Here is a 24,050-nt window from a genome sequence, read left to right on the forward strand (position 1 = left end):
AACCTGATCACTATTTTGCCAATTTGCCTAACGATCAGGCACGAACGGCGCACCCAAAGATCCCGGTGCGCCGATGGCCCGTCCGTGGCGGAGGGACAGGAGCAGCAGCGCGAGGATCGTGGCGAGATAAGGCACGGCGGATAGGAGCTGGGACGGGACGCCGAACTGGGCGGCTTGCGCGTGGAGTTGGAGCACGGTCGCTGCACCGAAGATGTAGGCTCCGACGAGAACCCAGGCAGGCCGCCAAGCTGCGAAAACGACCAGCGCAAGCGCAATCCATCCGCGGCCCGCGATCATGCCTGGCGACCAGAACCGGGTGTAGACAAGTGCCAGATAGGCTCCTGCCAAGCCGGCGCAGGCCCCTCCAAAAATGATTGCCAGAAAGCGGATTCTCCGCACGGGCAGGCCTAGGGCATGGGCCGAGCCATGGTTCTCGCCGACGGACCGCAGCCTCAGGCCGGAACGGGTCCGTACAAGGTAGAGAGCGACCACGATCGTGAGCGCGATTGACGCATAGACGAAAAGGTCCTGCCCAAAAAAAAGGCGGCCGAAATAGGGAAGATCGCTTAGTCCCGGGACTTCTATGGGGGCCACCGGATCACGACGGGCGCCGACGAAGGGAGCGCCGATGAGACCCGACAATCCCAGCCCGAAAATGGTGAGTGCAAGGCCCGAGCCCACCTGGTTGGCGGCGAAACCTAGAACCACGAGCGCGAAAAGGCTCGCCATCAGGGCCCCGGCCAGAATGCCGGTGAAGACGCCGAGCAGGGTCGAGTCGAAGGTCACGGCGGCTGCGAAGCTGCAGGCCGCACCCATGGCCATCATCCCTTCGACGCCGAGGTTCAGGACGCCCGAGCGCTCCGCCACCAGTTCACCCATGGCGGCGATCAGCAGCGGAGTCGATGCGGTGACGATGGTAAGAAGGATGGCCTCGAAAGTGGTCACTTGCCCCCTCCCCTTGTCACGAAGCGAACGCGGTAGCTCACCAAGGCGTCCGCCGCGAGGACGCACAGCAGCAGGATGCCCTGGAAGGCCTGGGTCAGGTCGAGCGGCAAGCGCAGCAGGATCTGTGCGCTCTCGCCGCCGATGAAGGTGAGCGCCACGACGAGGGCCGCAACCAGAATGCCGATGGGATTGAGCCGTCCCAGGAAGGCAACCGTAATGGCCGTGAAGCCGTATCCGGGAGAAATCGACGGCTGAATCTGCCCGATCTGCCCGGACACCTCGACGATGCCGGCGAGGCCCGCAAGCCCGCCCGAAATGGCGAAGACGGCGAGTGTCGTGCTCCTGGCGCTGAAACCTGCGAACTGCGCGGCCCGGGGAGCATCGCCCGTAAGCTTCAGCCGGTAGCCGAAGAGGGTCCGGCCGAGGATGATGGCGGTAACAAGGATGGCGGTGAGCGCAAAAAGAGCCCCGTAATGGACCCGACCCGTTTCCAAGATGGGCGGCAGGGTCGCCGCCGGGTCGAAGGTGACCGATTGCGGGAAGTTGAAGCCCTTCGGGTCCCGCCAGGGGCCGCGGGCGAGGTAGTCGAGGATCAGCTGCGCCACATAGACCAGCATGAGGCTGGTCAGGATCTCGTTAACGCCGAACCGGGTCTTCAGGAAGGCCGGGATCAGGCCATAAAGGGCGCCGCCGATGATGCCAAGACACAGCATAGCGGGGAGAACCCAGAATCCGGCCTCAGTTCCGTGTGTGGCAAGGGCGAGCCAACTGCCGAAAATGGCGCCCATCACATACTGGCCTTCAGCGCCGATGTTCCAGAGATTGGCCCGGAAACAGTAGGACAGGCCGATGGCAATGAGGGCGAGCGGCGTCGCCTTCACGATGAGTTCCTGCAGCGACCAGGGGTCTGTCAGGGGCTGCGTGACATAAACTTCGAAAGCGGCGATGGGCGAGCGGCCCATCAGCCAGATGACGAGGCCCGCGATCAGGAACGACGTGATGAAGGCGGCGACTGGCGCCAGGGCCCGTGCGACGGGCGAGACATTCGCGCGGGGCGTGAGCTCAAACCGCATGAGCGCCCCCCTGAGCCTGTGCCACGCCCATCATTTCGAGGCCAACGGCCTCCTTGGTCCACTGGGCTGTGGGCTTCAGCGGGCTCATGCGGCCTTGGTGGATGACGGCCATGCGGTCCGCAATTTCGAATAGCTCATCAAGGTCCTGGCTGATGACGACGACGGCGCTGCCTTCGCGGGCCAGGTCGACTAGAGCCTGCCGGATAAGGCGGGCGGCCCCCGCATCGACACCCCAGGTCGGCTGGTCGACCACGAGGAGGCGCGGCCGCCGGATGATCTCGCGCCCGATCACAAATTTCTGCAGGTTGCCGCCGGAGAGCTTGCGCGCCGGTGGATCGTTCTCCGGCGTTCGCACGTCGAAACCCCTGACGATCGATTGGGCGAGCCGTCTGGCGGCATTGAGCAGGATGAAGCCCGAGCGGCTCACTTCCGCAGCCGCATGGGAGATCAGGGTATTCTCGCTCAGGCGGTGGGTCGGCGCGGCCGCATGGCCCAGCCGCTCCTCCGGGACGAAGGCCGCGCCGAGCCTCCGGCGTGCGTCGATGCCCATGTTGCCGCAGGCCTGACCCGCGATGACAACGGCGTCCGCCCTTCCGGCGGTCCGCTCGCCGGAAAGCGCTGCGAACAGCTCGCTCTGTCCATTGCCTGCAACACCGGCAATGCCCACGACTTCGCCCGCATGGGCGACAAGATCGATGTCCGTCAGGGCCTGGCCATGGAGGCCTGCCGGCGGCATGGAGAGATGCGACACGTTCAGCAGCTCGCCATCCGCGCGATGCGGGGCGTCGGCCCGGATTTCCCCGACCTCCGCGCCCACCATCAGTGCTGCGATCTCCTTGGCGCTGCGCTCACGCGGATCAATGGTGGCCACAACCCGCCCCGCCCGCAGGATCGTCGCGCGGCGGCAGAGGCGGCGCACCTCCTCCAGCTTGTGGGAGATGTAGAGAATGGCGCAGCCATCCGCCGCCAGCTTGTCCAGGGTCTCGAACAGTCGCTCGGCCTCCTGAGGGGTCAGGACGGAGGTCGGCTCGTCGAGGATGAGCAGGCGCGGATTCTGGAGAAGACACCGGACGATCTCGATGCGCTGGCGCTCGCCTGCAGAGAGGGTCCAGACCGCCCGGTCCGCGTCGAGGGCAAGGCCGTAGGTCCGGCTGATCTCGCCGAGGCGGCCGCGCACGGAGGACAGGGACCACTCTTCAGACAGGGCAACAGCGATGTTCTCGGCGACCGTCAATTCGTCGAAGAGGGAGAAATGCTGGAAGACCATCCCGAGGCCGAGCGCCCTCGCCTCCACCGGCGATGCAATCGAAACAGGCCGTCCTTCCCAGAGGATCTCGCCTGCGCTCGGCTCTATGACGCCGTAGAGAATTTTGACCAGGGTGGATTTGCCCGCCCCGTTTTCGCCTAGGAGCGCATGGATCTCGCCGGGCTCGATTGCCAGATCGATGCCGTCATTAGCCAGAAGATCGCCGTAGCGCTTGCTGATCCCCCTCAACTCGACGAGAGGCGGCCCCGATGATGAAACGTCTGGCTTCACGCAGTACGACTCTGACTTGAACGTTGAAGACGAATTGGAACGCGGCGTCCTGCGGATCCTCATCCCCCTGTGGAACGATCATAGGGATGCGCGATACAGGTCGGCAATGCCGAATGCATGGTTTATTGTGAGTCTGCAAACCGTCCACAGCCTAACGCTTGAGAAAATCCGTGACCGAGAAACACTATGACATCGCCATCGTCGGTGCGGGAGCCGTGGGCCTGAGCGCTGCCCTTGCGTTCGCCCGCGACGGGTTCCGCACGGCCCTGATCGGCAGTCTTGACGCCCGGCGCGACGGGCGCACGGTTGCCCTTCTCAACGGTTCGGTGCGGTTTCTGGAGGCCCTTGGGGTCTGGCCGTCCCTTGTGCCGGCATCTGCGCCGCTGGAAACCATGCGCATCATTGATGACACAGGGAGCCTTTTCAGGCCGCCACCGGCCTCTTTCGGCGCACGGGAGATCGGCCTCGACGCCTTCGGCTGGAACATCGAGAATGTGACGCTGGTCGAGAAACTGGCGGAGGCTGTCTCCGGCTATCAGGGCCTGACGGTGTTTTCCCAACACGCGAACGGGTTCGAGGCTGGCGAGACCGCCGCCTCCATCACACTGGCGGATGGTACGATCATCAGTGCCGGTCTCGTCATTGCGGCGGACGGGCGGAACTCCAGGCTACGCCAGAGCGCCGGCATCGGTGTTCGGACCTGGTCTTATCCCCAATCGGCGCTCACCGTGATCCTGGCCCATGACCGGGATCACCGCGAGACCTCTACAGAATTTCATACCCGCCATGGACCTTTCACCCTGGTCCCCCTGCCAGGCCGCCGCTCCAGCCTCGTCTGGGTGACGAGTCCCGAGGAGGCGCAGGATTTGGTTTCTCTGGACGACGAGGCGCTTGCCCGCGCCATCGAGAAACAGGCGCATTCGCATCTCGGTGGAATGCGGATCGACAGCCCGCGCGGTGTTGTGCCCATGAGCGGGTTGTCTGTAAACCGCTACTGGTCTCGGCGTCTCGCCCTCGTCGGCGAGGCCGCTCACGTCTTTCCGCCCATTGGAGCGCAGGGTCTGAACCTGGGTTTCCGGGACGTCGCCTCCTTGCGGGACGCAGTGGTCGACGCACACGACGACGGCCGCGAGCCGGGGTCTGACGCAGCCTTCCAGCAGTATCAGAGCGGACGGGATCTCGATGTCCGCATGCGCACGGCGGCCGTAGACGGGCTCAACCGTACCCTTCTGACGGGACTTCTGCCGGCTGATTTCCTGCGGGGAGCCGGCCTTCTGGCGCTGAGCAACATCGCCCCCTTGCGCCGGGCCATCATGCGCGAGGGCGTGCTGCCCCGAGTGGGCGTGCCGAGGCTGATGCAGGACAGGTCGGCGGCTTAAGGAAAGAGGTCGTAGGGCAGAACGCCTGTGCTGATCAGGAAAAGCACACCCGTCAGGGTGAGCATTGAGACGAGGGTTCCGATCAGCACACAGGCCGAGGCGCGCTCGACCCCGACATTGTACTGGGTCGAGATGACAAAAATGTTCAGCGCCGGCGGGAGAGCCGCCATGACAATAGCCGCGTAGGTCCAGGTCTCTCCGAAACCGCCCAGGGCCGACAGCACGATCCAGACCAGCGCCGGATGCAGGATCAGCTTGATGAAGACGAGCGCCGGCACCTCGCCGGGCACGCGCCGCAGGGGGCGTATGGCGACGGTCACGCCCAGCAGGAACAGGGCACAGGGCGCGGCGGCCCCGGCGAGCCAGGTCACGATCTGGGCGGCCGCCGCCGGCAGCTCGAGATGCAGATAGCTGGCGGTGACGCCAAGGGCGGTCGCCACATTGAACGGGTGCGTCGCCACTCGCCAGACGATCCTCCGGATCGTCGCTGGAAGGCTGAGTTTCTCCACTCCCGCGACCGACATCAGAAGCGGCACGAGGGAGAACAGGAGCAGGTTGTCGAAAACGAAGATCAGGACGACCGGCGCGCTTGCGGCCGCGCCTAAAGCGGAGAGAATAAGCGGAGGCCCCATATAGCCGATGTTCGAATAGGACCCGGCGACGCCCTGCATGACAGATTGCGGCAGGTCCTTGGTATGCCGCCAGCCGGCCGAGAACGATAGTGCGAAGGCGCAGAAGGTTGAAAGCGTCGTCGCCGCGACGAATGGCCAGTTCGTCAGCTGGTCCAGGGATTTGTCTGCGATCAGGCGGTAGAACAGGCAGGGCAGCGCCACATAGATCAGGAAGAACTGCATCCAGGCGAGCCCAGCCTCGGGCTGCTTGACGGTCTTGCCACAAAAGAAACCGAGGCCGATCAGACCGAAAAAAGGCGCAAGCAGGTTGAACAGGCCGGTCAACTCGGACATCGAAGGCTCCAGGCGGGGTCCGAGGTCGGTCTCGGCAGCGGATGCGGAGCCTCTTCTGGCAAGGTTCCAACCTTACGACAATCCCAACTTCGGGAAAGCTTGCAGACCGAGAATGCAGAGCTCGGGCACGGGCGCACCCATACCGGCGCTCTCCGGATCGTGACGGGCGGCGGTTTTGACATCCCGATCCGCATCTCTATATGCGGATCAAGGAGTTAAGCGATTCATGAAAGCGAGTTCAGCCAAATTCGCAATCGGCCAGGTTGTCAGGCATCGGGTCTTCGATTTCAGGGGACTGATCTTCGATGTCGATCCCGAATTCGACAACACGGAGGAATGGTGGCTGTCCATTCCCGAAGAGGTGCGGCCCCGCAAGGACCAGCCGTTCTACCATCTCTTCGCCGAAAACGCGGAAACCGAATACATCGCCTACGTGTCCGAGCAGAACCTGCTGCTCGATGATTCGAGCGAGCCCCTGCGCAACCCGATGATCCCCGAATTGTTCGTTCGGGACCCGAGTGGGGGCTACCGGGCCAAGCCGATCCTCTCGCATTGAGGGCAAAAAGAAAACGCCGGGCCAAGAGCCCGGCGTTTCCATTCGGTATTCTGAGGCCCTACGGCTTGGGAGCCACCGGGGCAGCGGGAGCCGCAGCGCCGCCGCTGCTCTGGAGCATCTTCTGGCGCATCTCTTCGCTGCGCTTCTGGAGCTCTTCCTGAAGCTTTCTCTGCTGCTCTTCCAGAACCTTCGGGTCGATCGGAGCACCGTCGAAGGCCTTGGCGAAGCCGGCAGCCGGAACGGCGAAGGTGATCTCGCGGCCCATCTGGTTCTGGACGCTGACGTTCAGATTCGCGCCCTTCTTGAGGGAGGCAATGAAGTCGTCCTTCACCTGAGCCTCGGCGAAGCAGCCGTTGGGCAGGCACATGACGTAACGGCCGGGAGTCGCCTGACCCTGGTCGACGGCGAAGCGCAGGCCCGGCTGCAGGAGCAGGCCGAGCGGCATCACGAAGCGCACTACCTTCTGGGGCTGCTTGCCCTTCACGTCGTAGACGGCCATGGCCAGGACCGGCTGGCCCTGGTCAGACACGAAGTCGCGGGTGGTGTAGCAGATCTCGGTCTGGGTATTCTGATCCTTGCCGCAAACCTTGGTCCATTCCGGCTGTGAAGGCTCGGCCTTCACCTGGACGACCATGGGGCCGGCCGGCTGCTGCGGCTGGGCCTGTTGAGCAGGCTGGGCAGCAGGTTTCTGGGCCGGGGCGGTCTGGGCAAGAACGGGTGCGCTCACCAGAAGGGCCATAGCGGTCGCAAGGCCACGGCTCCCCCCCAGGCTCGCGAGGCGTGTCGCGAATGACATATGTTACTTCCTCTTCACTCGAAAGGCCGGCTTTTGAATGGGCCGTATGGTTCGGCGTTCGCAACCTGCAATGGGATGGTCATTCTTTGCCGATTGAGGCGAAGACATGACATGCGGCGCTCCTTTAACCTTTAACGGGGTAGGTTTCCAGTCGCACGGGGCCACTTTCTTTATAATATTTCCCCAGGAACTGCCATTACGCACCGGTATGCCATGGTTAGCAGGTTTGGACGAATCCTTGTCTTCTTAAGCGCGATCGTCTTCACAGGCGTGGGCCTGAGTGCCGCACCCGTGGCCGAGGCGCTGCGGCATGGCATCGCCATGCATGGGGAGCCCGCCTTGCCGCCCGACTTCGGGCACCTGCCTTATGCCGATCCCGGCGCCCGGAAAGGCGGCCGAATCACCCTCGCCCTCCAGGGCTCCTTCGACAGCCTGAACCCGCTGATCGTGCTTGGCGTCGCCCCGGACGTAGTCCCCCGATACGTGCTCCAGAGCCTGATGATGCGCTCGACCGACGAGCCGTTCACGATGTACGGCCTCGTGGCCCGCTCGGTAGAGATGCCGGATGACCGGAGCTCCATCACCTTCAACCTCGATCCGAGGGCTCGCTTTTCCGACGGCCATCCCCTGACCGCCGAGGACGTCCACTTCACCTTCGAACTCCTGAAAAAGCACGGGAAGCCCTTCTACCGTTCGAGCTTCGGGCAGGTGAAGGCCGTCGAGATCCTCGATCCCCATCGTATCGGCTTCGACCTGTCAGGCTCCAATGACAGGGAACTGCCGCTCATCATCGCTATGATGTCGATTTTCCCAGCTCATGCCACGGATAAGGAGGCCTTCGACAAGACCACCCTCACCCCTCCCATTGGCTCGGGTCCCTACGTCATTACGGAGGTCAAGCCGGGCGAGCGTGTCGTTCTCAAACGCCGCTCCGACTTCTGGGCCGAGGACCTGCCGATCACACGCGGGCTCTATAATTTCGACGAGATCCGGTACGACTTCTACCGCGACGCCAACACCTTGTTTGAGGCCTTCAAGGCCGGACTCTACGACTTCAGGCTTGAAGGCGATCCCAGCCGCTGGGCGACTGGATACGACATTCCATCCGTCCGCGATGGACGCATCGTCCGCGAAACCATGCCGATCCGCATGCCAAAGGGCATGAACGGCTTTGTCTTCAATACCCGCCGTCCGATCTTCAGCGATTCCCGGGTGCGGGAGGCGTTGGGCTATATGTTCGATTTCGAGTGGGTGAACCGCAACCTCTTCTTCGACCTGCTCACCCGTTCCGACAGCTACTTTGCCGGGTCTGACCTCTCGTCTGCCGGCAAACCCGCCGACGAGCGAGAGCGAAAGCTCCTGGCCGCCTTCCCCGGTGCGGTTCGGGAGGACATTCTCGAGGGGCGCTGGTCGCCACCCTCGCCCGACGGATCCGGTCGCGACCGAGACATGGCCCACCGGGCGCTCGAACTTCTCGGCCAGGCGGGCTGGCAGATCGAGAACGGCGTTCTTCGCAAGTCGGAAACTGGGGAGCCTTTCGCTTTCGAGATGCTGGTGAATTCCCGTCAGCAGGAACGGCTTGCCCTGAACCTCGCCCAGTCCCTCTCAAGGATCGGAATCCGGGCCAACGTCCGGCTGGTGGACGATGTGCAGTATTGGCGGCGCCTGGCGGAATTCGACTTCGACATGATCCAGTGGGCCTGGTCTGCGACGGCCTCGCCCGGCAACGAGCAGCGCAACCGCTGGGGCTCGAAGGCTGCACAGCAAAGCGGTTCCTTCAACCGTGCCGGCGTCCAATCCCCAGCCATCGACCGGATGATCGATGCGCTGCTCAAGGCAAGAAGCCGGAAGGATTTCGTCTCCGCAGTGAGGGCGCTGGACCGGATTCTGCTATCCGGACTTTATGTCATTCCGCTGTTCCATGTGGGAGATCAGTGGCTTGCCTATGACAGCAGCGTTCAGAGGCCGGCCGCCACGCCTCTCTTCGGAGCCAATATCGACACGTGGTGGCGTAAGCAGGAGTGAGTCATCCTGCAACATTGCTGCGGCTCCCGTTGCGCTGCCGTTCATGTAGCCGATGAAACAAAAGCCCTGCTTGAGCGTTGAGGTGAGTGTCTCCTCGTCTCGAGTGCCGCGTTTCAACGCAAGGTATTGCCATGAACGGAATGCAGAAGGTTATCGTCGTCGACAACGGCGAGCGCGCCCCTGACTGTGCTCTGTCTGCGGAACTCGCTGGCATGGGCTATGCCAGCGTCACAGCCCCTTACGAGACCGCCGAGGATGTTCTTGCGCTCATTCCGCGCCCGGCGGCCGTCGTGGTTCAGATGCCACGGGAGGCCGACTGGTCGGAGCGGCGGCGGTTCCTGGAGCTTGCAAGCCGCCTGCGCCGAAACCTTGCGGCCAGCCGCACACCCGTGATCATTACGGGCGGCGTGAACGGAGCGGCCACGATGCTCCAGAACCAGCTCGGCGTCCGGGCCGTTGCTGCACCCGAACTCTGATCCGCTACCTGTCCAGGAGCTCGAAAGCTCTTCCTTCCGTCCTAGACTGATCCTCGCTTGTGGCGAAATAGACTGCTGTCCGCGCCGGCTGTGCCGATGATGCCTGATAGACGGCAATGGTGCTGCCCGGCCCGCCTCCTGTGTGGCCTGCCACATGCATTCCACCGGTGGCTTCGCCCGTCATCACGCCCAACCCGTATCCTGGCTTCATCCAGGGCCGATTCCCGATCGGCCCCGGCAAGGTGTAGGGCATCAGCATGTCCTTCAACTGTTCCGGGTGCAGGAGGCTTCCTGCGAGGAAACGGTCGAGGAGGAGCGCCGCATCTTGAACCGGACCGACCAACAGCCCGTGATAGACCCAGCCCGGATGATAGGCCTCTGCGCTGCCCATCTCCACACCGTCGAGATCGGACCTTTCCAGCGCAACGCTCGCCCCCTCGATGCCGAGGGGAAGGAAAACCAGGCGATGCAGGGCAGCGTTCAGGTTGCCGTCGCCCACGGTTTCGATCAACTGCCGCACAAAGAGATAGCCGACATTGGAGTATTCCCACCCCTTGCCCGTCGGGAAGCGCAATCTGTCGATGTCGGTGCGCTTGAGCAGGTCGGGCACGCTCCAGGGATCTTCGTGACGCGCAACCGCCTCGTGATAGCTCTTGAGCCAGCCGTAATCCGCCAGCCCTGAACGGTGCTGGAGCAGGTGCCTCAAGGTGTAGGGCCGGTCCGGCAGCGGCTCATCGAGCGCCAGTACGCCATCGCGGACGAGCACCAGGGCGGCAGCGGCGAGGACGGTCTTTGTAAAGCTCCACCAGGGTACGGCGCGATCCGTTCCACCTGAGTCGATGACGACGCCCTTCTCCACGACGGCCCAGGCTTCGGTCATGCCTCTTCCCCGATCAGGCGGCTTTCTTTTCGGCGATGCGCACGAGGCTGCGCAGGATCGTCGTCGAGGCCTTGATGCGCTCGTCCGGCGTTTCGACGTCGCGAATGAAGACGACCTTCATGTCCGGGCGCACCTTCGCGAAGGAGGCCTGCTCCGTCACGTAGGAAATGAGCCCCGTCGGATTGGCGAAAGCATTGTCGCGGAAGGAGATGATGATGCCCTTCGGCCCACCATCCACCTTCTCCACATTGGCGCGACGGCAGAGCACCTTGATCGCCATGATCTTGAGAAGCTGGTCCACCTCGGACGGCACCGGCCCGAACCGGTCGATGAGTTCCGCCCGGAAGGCGTCGATCTCCTGGTCGGTCTCGAAGGTCGATAGACGGCGATAAAGCCCTAGCCGAAGCTGCAGGTCGGCAATGTAACTCTCGGGGATCATCACCGGCGCGCCGACTGCGATGGTGGGCGACCACTGGTCCTCCGTCGGCTCCTCGATGCCGGCCTTGAGCTGTGCCACGGCCTCCTCCAGCATCTGCTGGTAGAGCTCGTACCCGACTTCCTTGATGTGGCCGGACTGCTCCTCGCCCAACAGATTGCCCGCGCCGCGAATGTCGAGGTCGTGGGAGGCGAGCTGGAAGCCTGCGCCCAAAGTATCGAGAGTCTGCAGAACCTTCAGGCGGCGCTCTGCCTGCACCGTCAGCGACTTGTTGGCCGGTACCGAGAATAGAGCATAGGCTCGGGTTTTGGAGCGTCCGACGCGTCCGCGGAGCTGATAGAGCTGGGACAGGCCGAACATATCGGCTCGGTGGACGATGAGCGTATTGGCGGTGGGAATATCGAGACCCGACTCGACGATGGTGGTCGACAGCAGGATATCGTACTGGCCCTCATAGAAGGCCGTCATGACATCCTCGAGCTGGCCCGCCGCCATCTGGCCGTGCGCCACCGCGACCTTCGCTTCCGGCACCTCCTTGTCGAGGAACGCCTTCACCTCCCCGAGATCATCGAGACGCGGCACCACGTAGAAGGCCTGCCCGCCCCTGTAGCGTTCCCGCAGCAGCGCCTCGCGGATGAGGAGCGGATCGAACGGCGTAATGAAGGTGCGCACCGCCAGGCGGTCTACAGGCGGCGTCGTAATGAGCGAGAGTTCGCGCACGCCGGTCAGAGCCAGCTGCAGGGTGCGCGGGATCGGCGTCGCTGAGAGGGTCAGCACATGGACCTCTGCGCGCAGCTCCTTCAGACGTTCTTTATGGGTCACGCCGAAATGCTGCTCTTCGTCCACGATGATGAGGCCGAGATCCTTGAAAGCGATGGATTTTCCGAGCAGCGCATGGGTGCCCACGACGATATCGACAGTGCCGTCCGTAAGCCCCTCCTTCACCTTCTTCATCTCTGCCGCAGGGACGAAGCGGGAAGCCTGGGCGACATTGAGCGGGAAACCGCGGAAGCGCTCGGAAAAGGTCTTGAAGTGCTGGCGCGCGAGCAGGGTCGTGGGCACGACGACGGCGACCTGCTTGCCGCTCATCGCGGCGACGAAAGCCGCGCGCAGCGCCACCTCTGTCTTGCCGAAGCCCACATCGCCACAGACGAGCCGGTCCATGGGGCGGCCGGAGCCCATATCATCCAGCACCGCCTCGATGGCGTTCAGCTGGTCTTCCGTCTCATCATAGGGGAAGCGGGCGGCGAATTCGTCATAAAGCCCTTCCGGCGGGGCGAGCCGCGGCGCTTCCTTCAGGATGCGGGCGGCGGCGATCTTCATGAGGGCGCCCGCGATTTCGCGGATGCGCTGCTTCATGCGCGCCTTGCGGGCCTGCCAGGCTCCGCCGCCGAGCTTGTCGAGTTGAACCTCGGTTTCCTCCGACCCGTAGCGGGTCAGGAGTTCGATGTTCTCGACAGGCAGGAAGAGGCGGTCGCCGCCGGCATAATGCAGCTCGAGGCAGTCATGGGGAGCGCCCGCCGCCTCGATGGTCTTCAGCCCCTCGAAGCGACCGATGCCGTGGTCCACGTGGACGACGAGATCGCCCGGTGTCAGAGCCGCGACCTCCGTCAGAAAGTCCTGCGGACGCTTGGACTTGCGCTTCTGGCGCACGAGGCGGTCGCCGAGGATGTCCTGCTCGCTGATGACGGCGAGGTCCGCCGCCTCGAAGCCGGATTCCAGGCTCCAGATGCCGACCGGGATTCCGTTTCGTGGATAGGCCATCGCCTCGGAGAGGCGGCTGATCGGCTTGGTCTGCCTCAGGTCGTGATCCTGGAGAACGTGGCATAGGCGCTCCCGTGAGCCTTCCGACCAAGCCCCCAGGATCACCCGGCGCTTGGAGGCCTGAAGATCGCGGATGTGCTTGACCACCGCCTCGAACACGTTTGCGCTCTCGTCGGCGCGCTCCGCGATGAAGTTGCGTCCCCGGCGCGCCTCGCAATCGATGACGAGACGTCCTTCCGTTTCCGGAATGGCGAAAGGCGTCAGGCGCGCAAGAGGAAGATGCGAGGTGCGCTCGGACCATTCGGAGGGCGAGAAATAGAGCGCATCCGGCGGCAGCGGGCGATAAGGCGCAACGCCGGGCTGGTTCTGCCCCATGCCCTCGCGTCGTGCGTCGTAATAGTCCTTTACCTGCGCGAGGCGTTCGGCGGCTGCGTCGTCCGCCAGGGCATCGAACACCACAGGAACCCCTGGAAGGTAATCGAACAGCGTATCGAGATGCTCGTGGAACAGCGGCATCCAGTGCTCGAGCCCCGGATAACGCCGGCCTTCGCTGATCGTCTCATAGAGCCGATCGTCGCGGGTCGGTGCGCCGAAGGCCGCCACGTAGCTCTGCCGGAAGCGCTTGATGCTCTCTGTGGTCAGCTGGACCTCGCTCATGGGAACGAGGTCGAGGGAGCGCAGGGTGCCGACGGTGCGCTGGGTTTCCGGATCGAAGGAGCGGATCGATTCCAGGGCGTCGCCGAAGAAGTCCAGCCGAACCGGGTTCGGCAGGCCTGCGGGATAGAGATCGATGATGCCGCCGCGGACGGCATATTCGCCCGTATCGCGCACCGTTCCCGTACGCAGGAAGCCGTTGCTCTCCAGCCAATGGATGAGCTGGTTCGTATCGACCACATTGCCAGGCGCTGCGGAAAAGGTCTCCGCTGAGATGCGGGCCTTCGGCGGCACGCGCTGAACGAAAGCATTAACGGTGGTCGAGAGAATGCGCGGCTTGTCCTCGGAGGTCTTGGACCGGGCGAGCCGCGCCAGGGTCGTCATGCGCTGCGCGGTGATGGCGGCATTGGGCGATACCCGGTCGTATGGCTGGCAGTCCCAGGCCGGAAACGTCAGGATCTCGATCTCCGGTGCGATGAAACCAAGACCATTGGCGAAGTTCTGCTGGCGCTGCCCGTCGCGGGCGACGTGCACGAGAACCGCTGGCCCCTCCACCTGTCCCGACAGGCCCCGCGCCAGATCGGCGACCGCCATGGCATCGAAACCGTCCGGGACGCTCGACAGCGTCAGGCTTTGACCCTTCTTCAGGGCATCCAAGGCACGGATCAATGCAGGCTTCATGGCTAATGTCGGGTCAATGGAAGAAGAACGCGGACCTCACAGCCCGGTTCGTATGGTGGGAAGCTCTTTCGCGGCGTCAGACGTGAATTGGCGATGTGTGGGAATGAAAGCCCTTCAGGCGCCGGAACAGGGAAGTATCGTAGTTCGAGGGTGTCTCGATCTCACCGGTGATCCAGCCCAGAAGGTCCCGGTCGGGCACTTCGATCAGGCGCTCGAACTCGGTGAGGTCCTCGTCGGACAGGGCCCCGATCTCCGCATCCGCGAATCGGCCCATGATGAGGTCCATCTCCCGCATGCCTCGGTGCCAGGCGCGAAAGAGGATCTGCTTGCGGCGAACGTCGAGATCGGCGCTGCTGCGTGTCGTTCCGCTCATGAAGATGCTCCGGGTCCTGGAAAGTTAGCGTCGCCTCGGGTCGGCTAGGCCGCTATATAACCATCTCCACCCGACTTACCACCCACTTGAATGTCCCTGCGCCCCTCCATCCTCGATCCGCTCTTCGCCCCGGCCGATACCCTGCCTGGCGTCGGCCCCAAGATCGCCCTCCTCCTCGACCGCCTGCTGGGTGAGCCGGGCCGTCCGGCGCGGGTGATGGATCTGCTGTTCCACGTGCCGAGCAGCGGCATTTCCCGGGAGATGAAGGGGGCTATCGCCGACGCGCCTGTCGGGGAGCCTGTCACGCTGTCCGTCACCGTGGTCGCCCACCGCGCGCCTCCTCCGGGACGGCGTGCGCCTTACCGGATCCTGGCGGAGGACGAGACCGGGGACGTTACGCTCATCTTCTTCAACGGGCAGAAGGCCCGGCTCGAAAAGCTCCTGCCCATGGGCGAGCGCCGTTATGTCTCGGGCAAGATCGAGCTTTGGGATGGACGCCGCCAGATGGTCCACCCGGACCGGATCCTGGACGAGCGGGGGCTCGAGAACCTGCCGGCCGTCGAGGCGGTCTATGGGCTGACCGAGGGGCTTTCCTCGCGCATGGTCGGACGGTACATCGGCGCGGCCCTTGAGAAAGTGCCGTCCCTGCCCGAATGGCAGGATCCTGCCTGGCTCGACCGGAACGCCCTGCCAGATCTCCGGCAGGCGCTTTTCGCCCTCCACAGGCCCGACAATGCGGCAGCTCTTTCGGAGGAAGCCCTTGCCAAGTCCGCGCCGCGCCGGCGACTGGCCTACGACGAGCTGCTGGCCTCGCAGCTTGCCCTGGCGCTCGTCAGAAGCCGCATGCGTCGGCTGCCGGGGCGGGTAAATGCGGGAGACGGCCACCTGGTCGAGCAACTGAAAAGCGCCCTGCCCTTCGGACTGACAGGATCCCAGGCCCAAGCAGTGGAGGACATCCGCCGCGATCTGGTGTCGGACAAGAAAATGTTGCGCCTCCTCCAGGGCGATGTCGGCTCGGGCAAGACCGTGGTCGGGCTGCTCGCCATGGCAAGCGCGATCGTGGTGGGCCGGCAGGCGGCCATGATGGCCCCAACAGAGATCCTGGCCCGCCAGCATTATGAGCGCCTCGCCCCCATGGCCGAACAGGCAGGCCTCACCACTGCTCTCCTGACCGGGCGCGAGAAAGGCGCGGCGCGCAAAGCCGTGCTTGCCGGGCTTGCGGATGGCAGCATCCAGATCGCGGTTGGAACGCACGCCCTCTTCCAGGAAGGAGTCGCATTCCAGGATCTCGGCATTGCAGTCGTGGACGAGCAGCACCGTTTCGGCGTCCACCAGCGCCTTGCACTCGGCTCCAAAGGCGAGGCGGTGGACATTCTCGTCATGACCGCAACGCCTATCCCACGCACCCTGGCGCTCACCTATTTCGGCGACATGGACGTGTCCGTGCTGAGCGAAAAGCCGGCGGGCCGCAAACCCATCGCGACGAAGCTGATTTCCATCGAGCGTCTCGACGAGGTGATCGGCGGAATCGGGCGCGCCATCGCCAATGGCGATCAGGTCTATTGGGTCTGTCCTCTCGTGGGGGAATCGGAGACGGTCGACCTCGCCGCCGCCGAGGAGCGTTTCGAGACTCTCAAGAGCCTCTTCGGAGAGCAGGTCGGCCTCGTCCACGGCAAGATGGCCGGCAAGGACAAGGATGCCGCCATGGAGCGGTTCTCGCGCGCCGAGACCAAGATCCTCGTTTCCACGACCGTGATCGAGGTCGGCGTCGACGTCCCGAATGCCACCATCATGGTGGTGGAGCATGCGGAGCGTTTCGGTCTCGCGCAGCTACACCAGTTGCGCGGGCGCATCGGCCGGGGCTCGAAACCCTCGACCTGTCTTCTGATATACAAGGGCCCGCTCGGGCAGGTCGCCCAGGCGCGGCTCGAGATGATGCGGCAGACCGAGGACGGGTTTCGCATCGCGGAGGAGGACCTACGCCTTCGCGGGGAAGGCGAGGTGCTGGGCACCCGCCAGTCCGGCACGCCCGGCTTCAAGCTGGCGCGACTGGAGGTCGATGGTGATCTGCTCGCCGCCGCCCGTGACGACGCCCGCCTGATCGTGGACCGGGACCCGGAGCTTATGACCGAACGCGGGCAGGCCTTGCGGGTGCTGCTCTACCTGTTCGAGCGGGATTCCGCGATCAGACTGCTCAGGGCGGGATAGCTACGTACACCCGGCAGCTTCCCAGCCGCCGGGATGCCAAGAAGAGCGTTACTCCACCGTCACGGATTTCGCGAGGTTGCGCGGCTGGTCCACGTCCTTCCCCATGAAGACCGCCGTGTGATAGGCGAGCAGCTGAACCGGAATGGCGTGGAGGATCGGCGCGACGATCGGATGGACGGACGGCATCACGATGGTCGCCATGGTTTCGAGGCCGGTTTCCTGGGCTCCCCTCTCGTCCGTGATGAGGATGATGCGTCCGCCGCGAGCGGCCACCTCCTGCATGTTCGACACGGTCTTCTCGAAGATGTGGTCGTGGGGCGCGATGACGATGACCGGCATGGTCTCGTCGATCAGCGCGATCGGCCCGTGCTTCAGTTCGCCTGCCGCATAGCCTTCCGCATGGATGTAGGAAATTTCCTTGAGCTTGAGGGCGCCTTCCAGTGCCAGCGGGTAAGCGGTGCCACGCCCGAGATAGAGCACGTCCTTCGCCTTCGAGAGTTCGCGGCACAGAAGCTCGATCTCGTGTTCGCGCTTCATCGCCTCGGACATGATTCTCGGGATCGCGATAAGCGCGTCGACCAGTTCCTTCTCCTCCTCCACACTCAGGGTTCCGCGGGCTCGTCCGGCGGCTATGGCAAGAGAAAGGAGGACCGTGAGCTGGCAGGTGAAGGCCTTGGTGGAGGCGACGCCCACCTCGACGCCTGCGAGCGTCTGCGCGACGACAGCGCTTTCCCGCGCCATGGTGGAGGTCGGAACATTCACCACAGAGAGCGTGTGCTGCTTTTCCGCGGTCGCATACCGAAGCGAGGCCAGGGTGTCGGCCGTCTCGCCCGATTGCGAGACGAACAACGCAAGGCTACCCGGCTCGAGCGGAGCCTCCCGGTACCGGAACTCGGAAGCCACGTCGATCTCGACCGGAATGCGGGCGAGGCGCTCGAACCAGTATTTCGAGATGAGCCCGGCGAGGTAGGCCGTGCCGCAGGCGGAGATGGAAAGCCGCTTCAGATCCTTGAAGTCGAAGGGCAGCTCGAAGGGCAACTCCACGCGGCCTGCGGTGAAATTGACGTAATGGGCGAGCGTGCGCCCCACGACCTCCGGCTGCTCGTGGATCTCCTTCGCCATGAAGTGGCGGTAATTGCCCTTGTCGGCCATGAAGGAGCCGGCGAGAATCTTGTGGCGGGTCCGCTGAACCGGCTTTCCGGCCTCGTCCCGGATATCCGAGCCCTGGCTGCTCAGGATCGCCCAATCGCCATCGTCGAGATAGGCGACCTCGTCCGTGAAGGGGGCGAGCGCAAGAGCGTCGGAGCCCAGATACATCTCGCCGTCGCCATACCCGATGGCCAGCGGCGCACCGTGACGGGCGCCGATGAGGAGATTCTCCTGATCCGCGAAGAGGAAGCCCAGTGCGAAGGCTCCACGCAGCTTGGGCAGGGTCACGGCCACGGCCTCAATGGGCGGGCGCCCCTGGCGCATCTCTTCGGTGACGAGTTGGGCCACGACCTCGGTGTCCGTCTCCGTCTCGAACCGGACGCCCTTGGCCTCGAGGCTCGCCTTCAGCTCGCGGAAATTCTCGATGATGCCGTTATGGACGACCGCGAGCTTCTCGGTGGCATGGGGATGGGCGTTGGTCTCGTTCGGTCTCCCATGGGTAGCCCAACGGGTGTGGCCGATCCCGATGAGGCCCGAGAGCGGCGATTGCGTCAGCTTGGCCTCGAGGTTGCGGAGTTTTCCTTCCGCCCGGCGGCGGTCGAGCCGGCCCTGCTCCAGGGTCGCCACGCCAGCGGAATCGTAGCCCCGGTATTCAAGGCGCTTAAGGGCCTCGACAATTTGCGGCGCGACAGGCGTTTTGCCAATGATACCAACGATTCCACACATGCTGCGGAGCGTCCTTTGTGAAATTCCAACGTGCTTAAGCTTGGACTCTGCTACAGAGGCCGTTCGGAAGGCTCAAATCAACTTGCGTGACGGATTGTGACACCATCCATCACTTCTTCCTTGCGTTCTTGGCGGCGAGCGCCTGTTCCCTAAATCCGACGGCCCAGCCCTCCTTGACGGTCTGCCGGCCGCGCCCGAGGCCAAGCGCATCATCAGGAATGTTCTCGGTGATGACCGAACCGGAGCCGACGAAGGCTCCCTTCCCGATCGTGACTGGCGCGACAAGAGCCGAGTTCGAGCCGACGAAGGCGCCGGCACCGATCTCCGTGCGGTACTTGTTGAAGCCGTCGTAATTGCAGGTGATGGTGCCCGCGCCGATATTCGCCTCTGCCCCGACGCTCGCGTCGCCGAGATAGGTCAGGTGGCTTACCTTGGCTCTGGCCCCAAGATCGGTGTTCTTGATCTCGACGAAATTGCCGACCTTCGCCTTCGGGCCAATGGCAGCCCCCGGACGCAGGCGGGCGAAGGGGCCGATGCCTGCGCCGGCGGCGATCCGCGCCCCTTCCAGATGGCTGAAGCCATGGATCACGACACCTTGCTCGACCACGACCCCGGGCCCGAAGACCACGTGAGGCTCGACCACCACATCCCGCCCGAGCTTGGTGTCATGGCTGAAAAAGACCGTCTCGGGGGCAATAAGCGTCACGCCGGACAGCATTGCAGCCCGGCGCAGGCGGTCCTGCATCATCCGCTCGGCGGCGGCGAGCTGCATCCGGTCGTTGATACCGTGAACCTCCTCCTCCGGCACGACGACAAAGGCGGTCGGGTGGCCAAGCTCGCGGGCGATGGCAACTGCGTCGGTCAGGTAATACTCGCCCTGCGCATTGGCGTTTCCGATCTTCTCCAGAACGGCCCGGGCCGTATCACCACGAAGAGCCATGAGGCCACCGTTGCACAGGGTGATCGCGCGCTCCGTCTCGCTGGCGTCCTTGTGCTCGCGGATAGCGAGGATCCGGTCGCCCTCTGTGATGAAGCGCCCATAGCCGGTCGGGTTCTCCGCCTCGAAGCCCAAGGCCACCACGGCCGCCCCTTCGGAAAGCGGAGCACGCAGTCTGGCGAAGGTTTCGGCGGTGACCAGCGGCGTATCGGCGAAGGCGACGATGACGTCATCCGCCCCCTGCTCCAGGGCCTCCCTGGCGCTCAGGACCGCATGGGCGGTGCCGAGCCTCTCCCGCTGCACGAAGATACGGGCCCCGGCCAGGGTCTTTTGCGTCTCATTTGCCACATCCTCCCGGTCGGAGCCGATTACGACCGCGACATTTGATGCGCCCGCCGCCGTCACGGCCGCCAGGACATGCCCGAGCATAGAGCGGCCGGCGACCTGGTGAAGCACCTTGGGCCGGTCGGACTTCATCCGCGTGCCCTCCCCTGCCGCCAGGACGATGGCCAGGCAGGTTCGGGAGGAGGAGGTCAGGGGAGCCTCTGTGGACGTCATAGGATTTCAATTCCGGTGGCGATTTGGGGTGCTGCTAACCCAAAGTCGGTATTTCGGCAAATCTCCATGCCGGAGTGGCCGATCTGCGATGCAAACTGCCTCGTTTACTTCACAGTTGTGATTGACGATATGTATGGGGATTCCCACATCGTCTGGCTCAACAAGCCTCGTCATATTCAAGAGTATCGCAGTGCCGGTTTCGTCGGGGGACTTTCCCCCCTTTCATCTTCGCCGGCGCGACGTGCTGGCTTATATCGGTTTTTCCGTCGCCGGCCTTGCAGTCGCGCCTGCCGTTCGGGCTCAGACGCCCCAGGCCAACATCCATGGGCGGATGGGGGACAAGCAGCGGTTCGATCCATCGGTCGTGACCGATATCGCCCGGCAGCTCGCCACCAAGCCGTTTGTGCCGCCGCCGAACGATCTTCCGGCCGCGTTCGCAAACCTGAACTACGATCAGTACATCTCGATCAGGTCGCTCCAGAACCCGATCTGGCGCTCGGAGGGGCGCGGAATCGCCGTTGAACCTCTTCATCGCGGTTTTGTGTTCACCAATGCGGTCGACCTCTACCTCGTCGAGGACGGCACAATCCGACGGGTCGGCTATAACCCGGCCCAGTTCGACTTCGGCGACCTCGACCTGCCAAACGGAAACGCGGATATCGGGTTCTCCGGCTTCCGCCTGTATTCCGTCCCTGGAGAAGGCGAGCCATGGGACTTTGCCATCGTCCAGGGCGCGACCTTTTTCCGCGCCATCGCCCGGGGCCAGAATTACGGCGCCATCGCGAGGGCGATCACCTTGCGCCCGGCCGAGGCCAAGGGGGAGGAGTTCCCGATTTTCCGCGCCTTCTGGCTCGAGCGTCCGGCCGTGGGCAGCAACAGCATCACCATCCACGCGGTGATCGACTCCGAATCGGCCACGGGCGCGACCCGGATGACCCTGCGCCCCGGCGACATGACCATCGTCGATCTGGAAACGACGCTCTTTCCTCGCGTCGCCCTGGAGCATGTGGGTCTCGGAGCCATCGCCTCGACCTACTTCTATGGACCCAACGACCGCCCGAGCACCGAGGATATCCGTGTCGGCGTTTACGAATCGTCCGGTCTGCAGATATGGAACGGACAGGGGGAGTGGCTCTGGCGTCCCCTGCACAACCCCGAAACCCTCCAGATTTCCGCGTTCGTCGACAGTTCACCGCGCGGGTTTGGGCTTCTCCAGCGCGACCGCTCCTATGAGGCGTTCCAAGCGGACGAGCAGCGTTACGAACGCCGTCCCAGCCTCTGGATCGAGCCACTGAGCGATTGGGGCCCGGGAAGCGTGCAGCTCCTCGAGATCCCGAGCAATGCCGAGATCAACGACAACATCCTGGCCTACTGGCGCCCCAAGGCTCCCATGGCGGCGGGATCGGAGGTCTCCTTCGCATACCGGCAATACTGGTGCTGGACGGCGCCCGAGCGGCCGCCTCTCGCGACCGTCACCTCGACCCGTGTAGGCCAGGGGTCGAGCGGACGCCTCCGGCGCTTCGCCGTCGATTTCTCGGGCGACATGCTGGGTGATAATTGGCCCGCGGACCTTAAATCAACCCTAACCGTCGGACCGGGGACGTTCCAGAATCTAAGGATCTGGCCCTACCCGGAACGCAAGACGGCGCGCGTCACTTTCGAGCTTGACCCGGGCAACGAAAACGCGTGTGAGATGCGTCTCATCCTCGAAGCAGGCGGGAAACCGATTAGCGAGACATGGCTGTATCGTTGGACACCCTAAGTCCCGGTTCGAACGCGAAGGTCACCCCTCTCGGGCGGGGCGAAGCCTTCATGCCGCCTGAAAAGCACCTTGAGATGCCGACCCAGTCGCTGCGGCGCTGGTCGGCCGATCAGGAGCGCCGGCGCGTCGTGCAACATCCCCGCCTGGGAACCTGGCTCGCCCGACTCTTCGTCTTTGGCGGCGGGCTTCTGCTGACAGCCTACGGCACCTACGAAATGTATCAGGTGGTGTCGGTTAGCCGCACCACGGTGCTCCAGTGGGTGCTGGTGGCGCTCTTTACGATTAATTTTTCGTGGATCGCCGTCGCGTTCACCAGTGCGCTTCTGGGGTTCTTTGCGCTGCTCCGCCGCCGGCAATCGGCTGCCCTACCCTCCTCGTTGTCGGAGCGCACCGCTATCGTCATGCCCGTCTACAACGAGCAGACCGCGCGGACCTATGCGGCCCTGGAGGCCATTTGGGAATCCGTCGAGGCGACGGGGCTCGGTTCATCCTTCGACTACTTTATTCTCTCCGACACGACTCAGCCGGACGCCTGGATCGCCGAGGAGCGGGCCTTCCTCGCCTTGCGGGAGCGGCTCGGACCGAATGCCCGCTTCTATTATCGTCATCGGCCGAAGAACTATCATCGCAAAGCGGGCAACATCGCCGATTTCGTCTCCCGCTGGGGCGGACATTACGAGCATATGCTGGTTCTCGATGCGGACAGCCTGATGACGGGCGAGTGCATCGTACGGCTTGCGGCGGCCATGGAGGCCGATCCGGACGCAGGCATCATCCAGTCGCTTCCGCTCATCATCAACCGCAACACGCTCTTCGCCCGCCTCCAGCAATATGCGGCCCGCGTAACCGGACCGGTGATCGCGATGGGGCTCGCCGTGTGGATGGGGCGCGACGGCAATTACTGGGGCCACAATGCGATTATCCGCACAAAGGCCTTCGCCGCCCATGGCGGTCTGCCGGACCTGAAAGGCAGGCCGCCTTTCGGGGGGCATATCCTGAGCCACGATTTCGTGGAGGCAGCCCTTCTCCGGCGCGCGGGGTGGGACGTCTATATGCTTGCGGACCTGCAAGGGTCCTACGAGGAAAGCCCGCCCTCCCTCATTGATCTGTCGGCCCGCGATCGGCGCTGGTGTCAGGGCAACCTACAGCACATGCGGGTGGTCACCGCCCGTGGTCTGAAGCTACCCACCCGCCAGCATTTCGCCACCGGCATCATGTCCTATCTGGCATCGCCTTTCTGGCTCTTCCAGCTCATTGTCGGTATCGCGCTCGTCCTCCAGACGACTTATATCCGGCCGGAATACTTCGCCAGAGACTTCCGTCTTTATCCCATCTGGCCGCGCTTCGACCCCGAGCGAGCCCTGGCGCTGTTTGCGCTGACCATGGGTATCCTGCTCGCGCCCAAGATCTTCGGCCTGATCCTGATGCTCCTGCGGGGCAGTGACCGCCGTGCCTCCGGCGGCGGGCTTCGCCTGATCGTCTCCTCCCTGATCGAGATGATCCTTTCCGCTCTCCTGGCGCCGATCCTCATGCTGATTCAGTCTGGTTCGGTATTCCAGATCCTGCTGGGACGCGACACCGGCTGGCAGCCCCAACGCCGCGATGACGGCTCGATTCCTTTCAAGGACATCGTGCGTCGCCACCGGGCGCATACGGTTCTCGGCGTCCTTGCCGGACTCTCCGCCTTCATGATTGCAACATCCCTGTTCCTCTGGATGTCGCCCACGATCCTGGGTCTCCTGCTGGCAATTCCCTTGTCCTGGCTCAGCGGTCAGCTCGCGGCTGGCCTCGCCCTGAAACGCATGGGCCTCCTCATGACGCCCGAAGAGCATGAGCCCCCTGCCATTGCCCTGCGCGCCAACGAACTGCAGCTCCGCAACGCCAATCTCGGGTTTGACGACGAGGACAGCCTGAGGGCGATCTATGCCGATGCGGCGCTGAGGGAGCGGCATGTCGAGACGTTGCCTCCCGCCCCGCCCCGCAAGCGCGGCACCATCGAGACGGAGCGGGCCCTGGCGGAGGCCAAGCTTGCAGACGCTGAGTCCCTTGAGGATGCTCTGACTTGGCTGCATCAAAAGGAACGCATGGTCGTGCTGCACGACCGTGCCCTTCTCAACAGGCTCGTGGGCCTGAAGGCAAAACCGGCCGAGGCTCAGGCCGCCGAGTAATC

General features: G+C 64.0%; 17 protein-coding genes. 7 read left to right on the plus strand and 10 right to left on the minus strand.

What is annotated here, in order from left to right; genetic code table 11:
• Positions 1-27 precede the first annotated feature (27 nt).
• The 3 genes from LG661_RS14635 to LG661_RS14645 are packed head-to-tail and all read right to left on the minus strand — an operon-like array spanning position 28 to position 3,555.
• Positions 28-945, minus strand: a complete 918-nt coding sequence (locus tag LG661_RS14635) for an ABC transporter permease (RefSeq protein ID WP_230532636.1) — start codon at positions 943-945, stop codon at positions 28-30.
• Positions 942-2,018: an ABC transporter permease gene (locus LG661_RS14640; RefSeq protein WP_230532637.1), complete on the minus strand. Its 1,077-nt coding sequence runs from the start codon at positions 2,016-2,018 to the stop codon at positions 942-944. Before LG661_RS14640 ends, LG661_RS14635 begins: the two co-directional genes overlap by 4 nt.
• The gene (locus LG661_RS14645) at positions 2,008-3,555 is read right to left on the minus strand and encodes an ABC transporter ATP-binding protein (RefSeq protein ID WP_230532638.1); all 1,548 of its coding nucleotides are present in this window, start codon (positions 3,553-3,555) and stop codon (positions 2,008-2,010) included. Before LG661_RS14645 ends, LG661_RS14640 begins: the two co-directional genes overlap by 11 nt.
• Before the next feature lie 170 nt (positions 3,556-3,725).
• Between LG661_RS14645 and LG661_RS14650 the strand changes: the two genes are divergently transcribed.
• The gene (locus LG661_RS14650) at positions 3,726-4,934 is read left to right on the plus strand and encodes a UbiH/UbiF family hydroxylase (RefSeq protein WP_230532639.1); all 1,209 of its coding nucleotides are present in this window, start codon (positions 3,726-3,728) and stop codon (positions 4,932-4,934) included.
• Here LG661_RS14650 and LG661_RS14655 read toward each other — a convergent pair.
• Positions 4,931-5,899: an AEC family transporter gene (locus LG661_RS14655; RefSeq protein WP_230532640.1), complete on the minus strand. Its 969-nt coding sequence runs from the start codon at positions 5,897-5,899 to the stop codon at positions 4,931-4,933. The genes LG661_RS14650 and LG661_RS14655 overlap by 4 nt on opposite strands.
• 226 nt (positions 5,900-6,125) lie before the next feature.
• Here LG661_RS14655 and hspQ point away from each other — a divergent pair, with 226 nt between their 5' ends.
• Entirely contained in the window at positions 6,126-6,455 is a 330-nt protein-coding gene (hspQ, locus tag LG661_RS14660; protein WP_230532641.1) for a heat shock protein HspQ, read from the plus strand.
• Between the two features lie 58 nt (positions 6,456-6,513).
• On the opposite strand, the gene LG661_RS14665 is transcribed toward hspQ, so the two are convergent.
• Positions 6,514-7,251, minus strand: a complete 738-nt coding sequence (locus LG661_RS14665; protein WP_230532642.1) for an invasion associated locus B family protein — start codon at positions 7,249-7,251, stop codon at positions 6,514-6,516.
• A 213-nt stretch (positions 7,252-7,464) separates the two neighbouring features.
• Here LG661_RS14665 and LG661_RS14670 point away from each other — a divergent pair, with 213 nt between their 5' ends.
• Together LG661_RS14670 and LG661_RS14675 are read left to right on the plus strand one after the other, a co-directional pair.
• Positions 7,465-9,276, plus strand: coding sequence for an extracellular solute-binding protein (locus tag LG661_RS14670; RefSeq protein WP_230532643.1), 1,812 nt, complete (start codon positions 7,465-7,467; stop codon positions 9,274-9,276).
• A gap of 131 nt (positions 9,277-9,407) precedes the next feature.
• Positions 9,408-9,752 (plus strand): hypothetical protein, encoded by a 345-nt coding sequence (locus LG661_RS14675; protein WP_230532644.1) that lies wholly within the window; start codon positions 9,408-9,410, stop codon positions 9,750-9,752.
• A 4-nt stretch (positions 9,753-9,756) separates the two neighbouring features.
• On the opposite strand, the gene LG661_RS14680 is transcribed toward LG661_RS14675, so the two are convergent.
• The 3 genes from LG661_RS14680 to LG661_RS14690 all read right to left on the minus strand — a co-directional run bounded on the left by LG661_RS14680 (position 9,757) and on the right by LG661_RS14690 (position 14,540).
• The gene (locus LG661_RS14680; protein ID WP_230532645.1) at positions 9,757-10,632 is read right to left on the minus strand and encodes a serine hydrolase domain-containing protein; all 876 of its coding nucleotides are present in this window, start codon (positions 10,630-10,632) and stop codon (positions 9,757-9,759) included.
• 13 nt (positions 10,633-10,645) lie between these two features.
• On the minus strand, positions 10,646-14,167 hold the full coding sequence (gene mfd / locus LG661_RS14685) for a transcription-repair coupling factor (RefSeq protein ID WP_230532646.1): 3,522 nt from the start codon (positions 14,165-14,167) through the stop codon (positions 10,646-10,648).
• A gap of 76 nt (positions 14,168-14,243) precedes the next feature.
• The gene (locus LG661_RS14690; protein ID WP_230532647.1) at positions 14,244-14,540 is read right to left on the minus strand and encodes an FAD assembly factor SdhE; all 297 of its coding nucleotides are present in this window, start codon (positions 14,538-14,540) and stop codon (positions 14,244-14,246) included.
• 90 nt (positions 14,541-14,630) lie between these two features.
• Between LG661_RS14690 and recG the strand changes: the two genes are divergently transcribed.
• Positions 14,631-16,748 (plus strand): ATP-dependent DNA helicase RecG, encoded by a 2,118-nt coding sequence (gene recG / locus LG661_RS14695; protein ID WP_230532648.1) that lies wholly within the window; start codon positions 14,631-14,633, stop codon positions 16,746-16,748.
• Positions 16,749-16,796: 48 nt separating this feature from the next.
• Here recG and glmS read toward each other — a convergent pair whose 3' ends face one another.
• Together glmS and glmU are read right to left on the minus strand one after the other, a co-directional pair.
• Positions 16,797-18,623: a glutamine--fructose-6-phosphate transaminase (isomerizing) gene (glmS, locus tag LG661_RS14700; RefSeq protein WP_230532649.1), complete on the minus strand. Its 1,827-nt coding sequence runs from the start codon at positions 18,621-18,623 to the stop codon at positions 16,797-16,799.
• Between the two features lie 109 nt (positions 18,624-18,732).
• Complete coding sequence (glmU, locus tag LG661_RS14705) at positions 18,733-20,118, minus strand: bifunctional UDP-N-acetylglucosamine diphosphorylase/glucosamine-1-phosphate N-acetyltransferase GlmU (protein WP_230532650.1); 1,386 nt, start codon at positions 20,116-20,118, stop codon at positions 18,733-18,735.
• Between the two features lie 190 nt (positions 20,119-20,308).
• On the opposite strand from glmU, the gene LG661_RS14710 reads away from it, so the two are divergent.
• Both LG661_RS14710 and mdoH read left to right on the plus strand, forming a co-directional pair.
• Complete coding sequence (locus LG661_RS14710) at positions 20,309-21,880, plus strand: glucan biosynthesis protein (protein ID WP_230532651.1); 1,572 nt, start codon at positions 20,309-20,311, stop codon at positions 21,878-21,880.
• Positions 21,856-24,048 carry a glucans biosynthesis glucosyltransferase MdoH gene (gene mdoH, locus LG661_RS14715; RefSeq protein WP_268995468.1) on the plus strand — a complete coding sequence of 731 codons (2,193 nt, stop codon included), beginning with the start codon at positions 21,856-21,858 and terminating at the stop codon, positions 24,046-24,048. The genes LG661_RS14710 and mdoH overlap by 25 nt, the downstream gene beginning before the upstream one ends.
• Positions 24,049-24,050 lie beyond the last annotated feature (2 nt).

This window comes from Microvirga roseola, from assembly GCF_020866965.1.
GTDB classification, from domain to species: domain Bacteria; phylum Pseudomonadota; class Alphaproteobacteria; order Rhizobiales; family Beijerinckiaceae; genus Microvirga; species Microvirga roseola.

Coding starts and splice junctions, on each gene's coding strand:
- LG661_RS14640 (WP_230532637.1), bottom strand. CDS start 2,018: ATGCGGTTTGAGCTCACGCCCCGCGCGAATGTCTCGCCCGTCGCACGG.
- LG661_RS14655 (WP_230532640.1), bottom strand. CDS start 5,899: ATGTCCGAGTTGACCGGCCTGTTCAACCTGCTTGCGCCTTTTTTCGGT.
- hspQ (WP_230532641.1), top strand. CDS start 6,126: ATGAAAGCGAGTTCAGCCAAATTCGCAATCGGCCAGGTTGTCAGGCAT.
- LG661_RS14665 (WP_230532642.1), bottom strand. CDS start 7,251: ATGTCATTCGCGACACGCCTCGCGAGCCTGGGGGGGAGCCGTGGCCTT.
- LG661_RS14670 (WP_230532643.1), top strand. CDS start 7,465: ATGGTTAGCAGGTTTGGACGAATCCTTGTCTTCTTAAGCGCGATCGTC.
- LG661_RS14675 (WP_230532644.1), top strand. CDS start 9,408: ATGAACGGAATGCAGAAGGTTATCGTCGTCGACAACGGCGAGCGCGCC.
- LG661_RS14680 (WP_230532645.1), bottom strand. CDS start 10,632: ATGACCGAAGCCTGGGCCGTCGTGGAGAAGGGCGTCGTCATCGACTCA.
- mfd (WP_230532646.1), bottom strand. CDS start 14,167: ATGAAGCCTGCATTGATCCGTGCCTTGGATGCCCTGAAGAAGGGTCAA.
- LG661_RS14690 (WP_230532647.1), bottom strand. CDS start 14,540: ATGAGCGGAACGACACGCAGCAGCGCCGATCTCGACGTTCGCCGCAAG.
- recG (WP_230532648.1), top strand. CDS start 14,631: ATGTCCCTGCGCCCCTCCATCCTCGATCCGCTCTTCGCCCCGGCCGAT.
- glmS (WP_230532649.1), bottom strand. CDS start 18,623: ATGTGTGGAATCGTTGGTATCATTGGCAAAACGCCTGTCGCGCCGCAA.
- glmU (WP_230532650.1), bottom strand. CDS start 20,118: ATGACGTCCACAGAGGCTCCCCTGACCTCCTCCTCCCGAACCTGCCTG.
- mdoH (WP_268995468.1), top strand. CDS start 21,856: ATGGCTGTATCGTTGGACACCCTAAGTCCCGGTTCGAACGCGAAGGTC.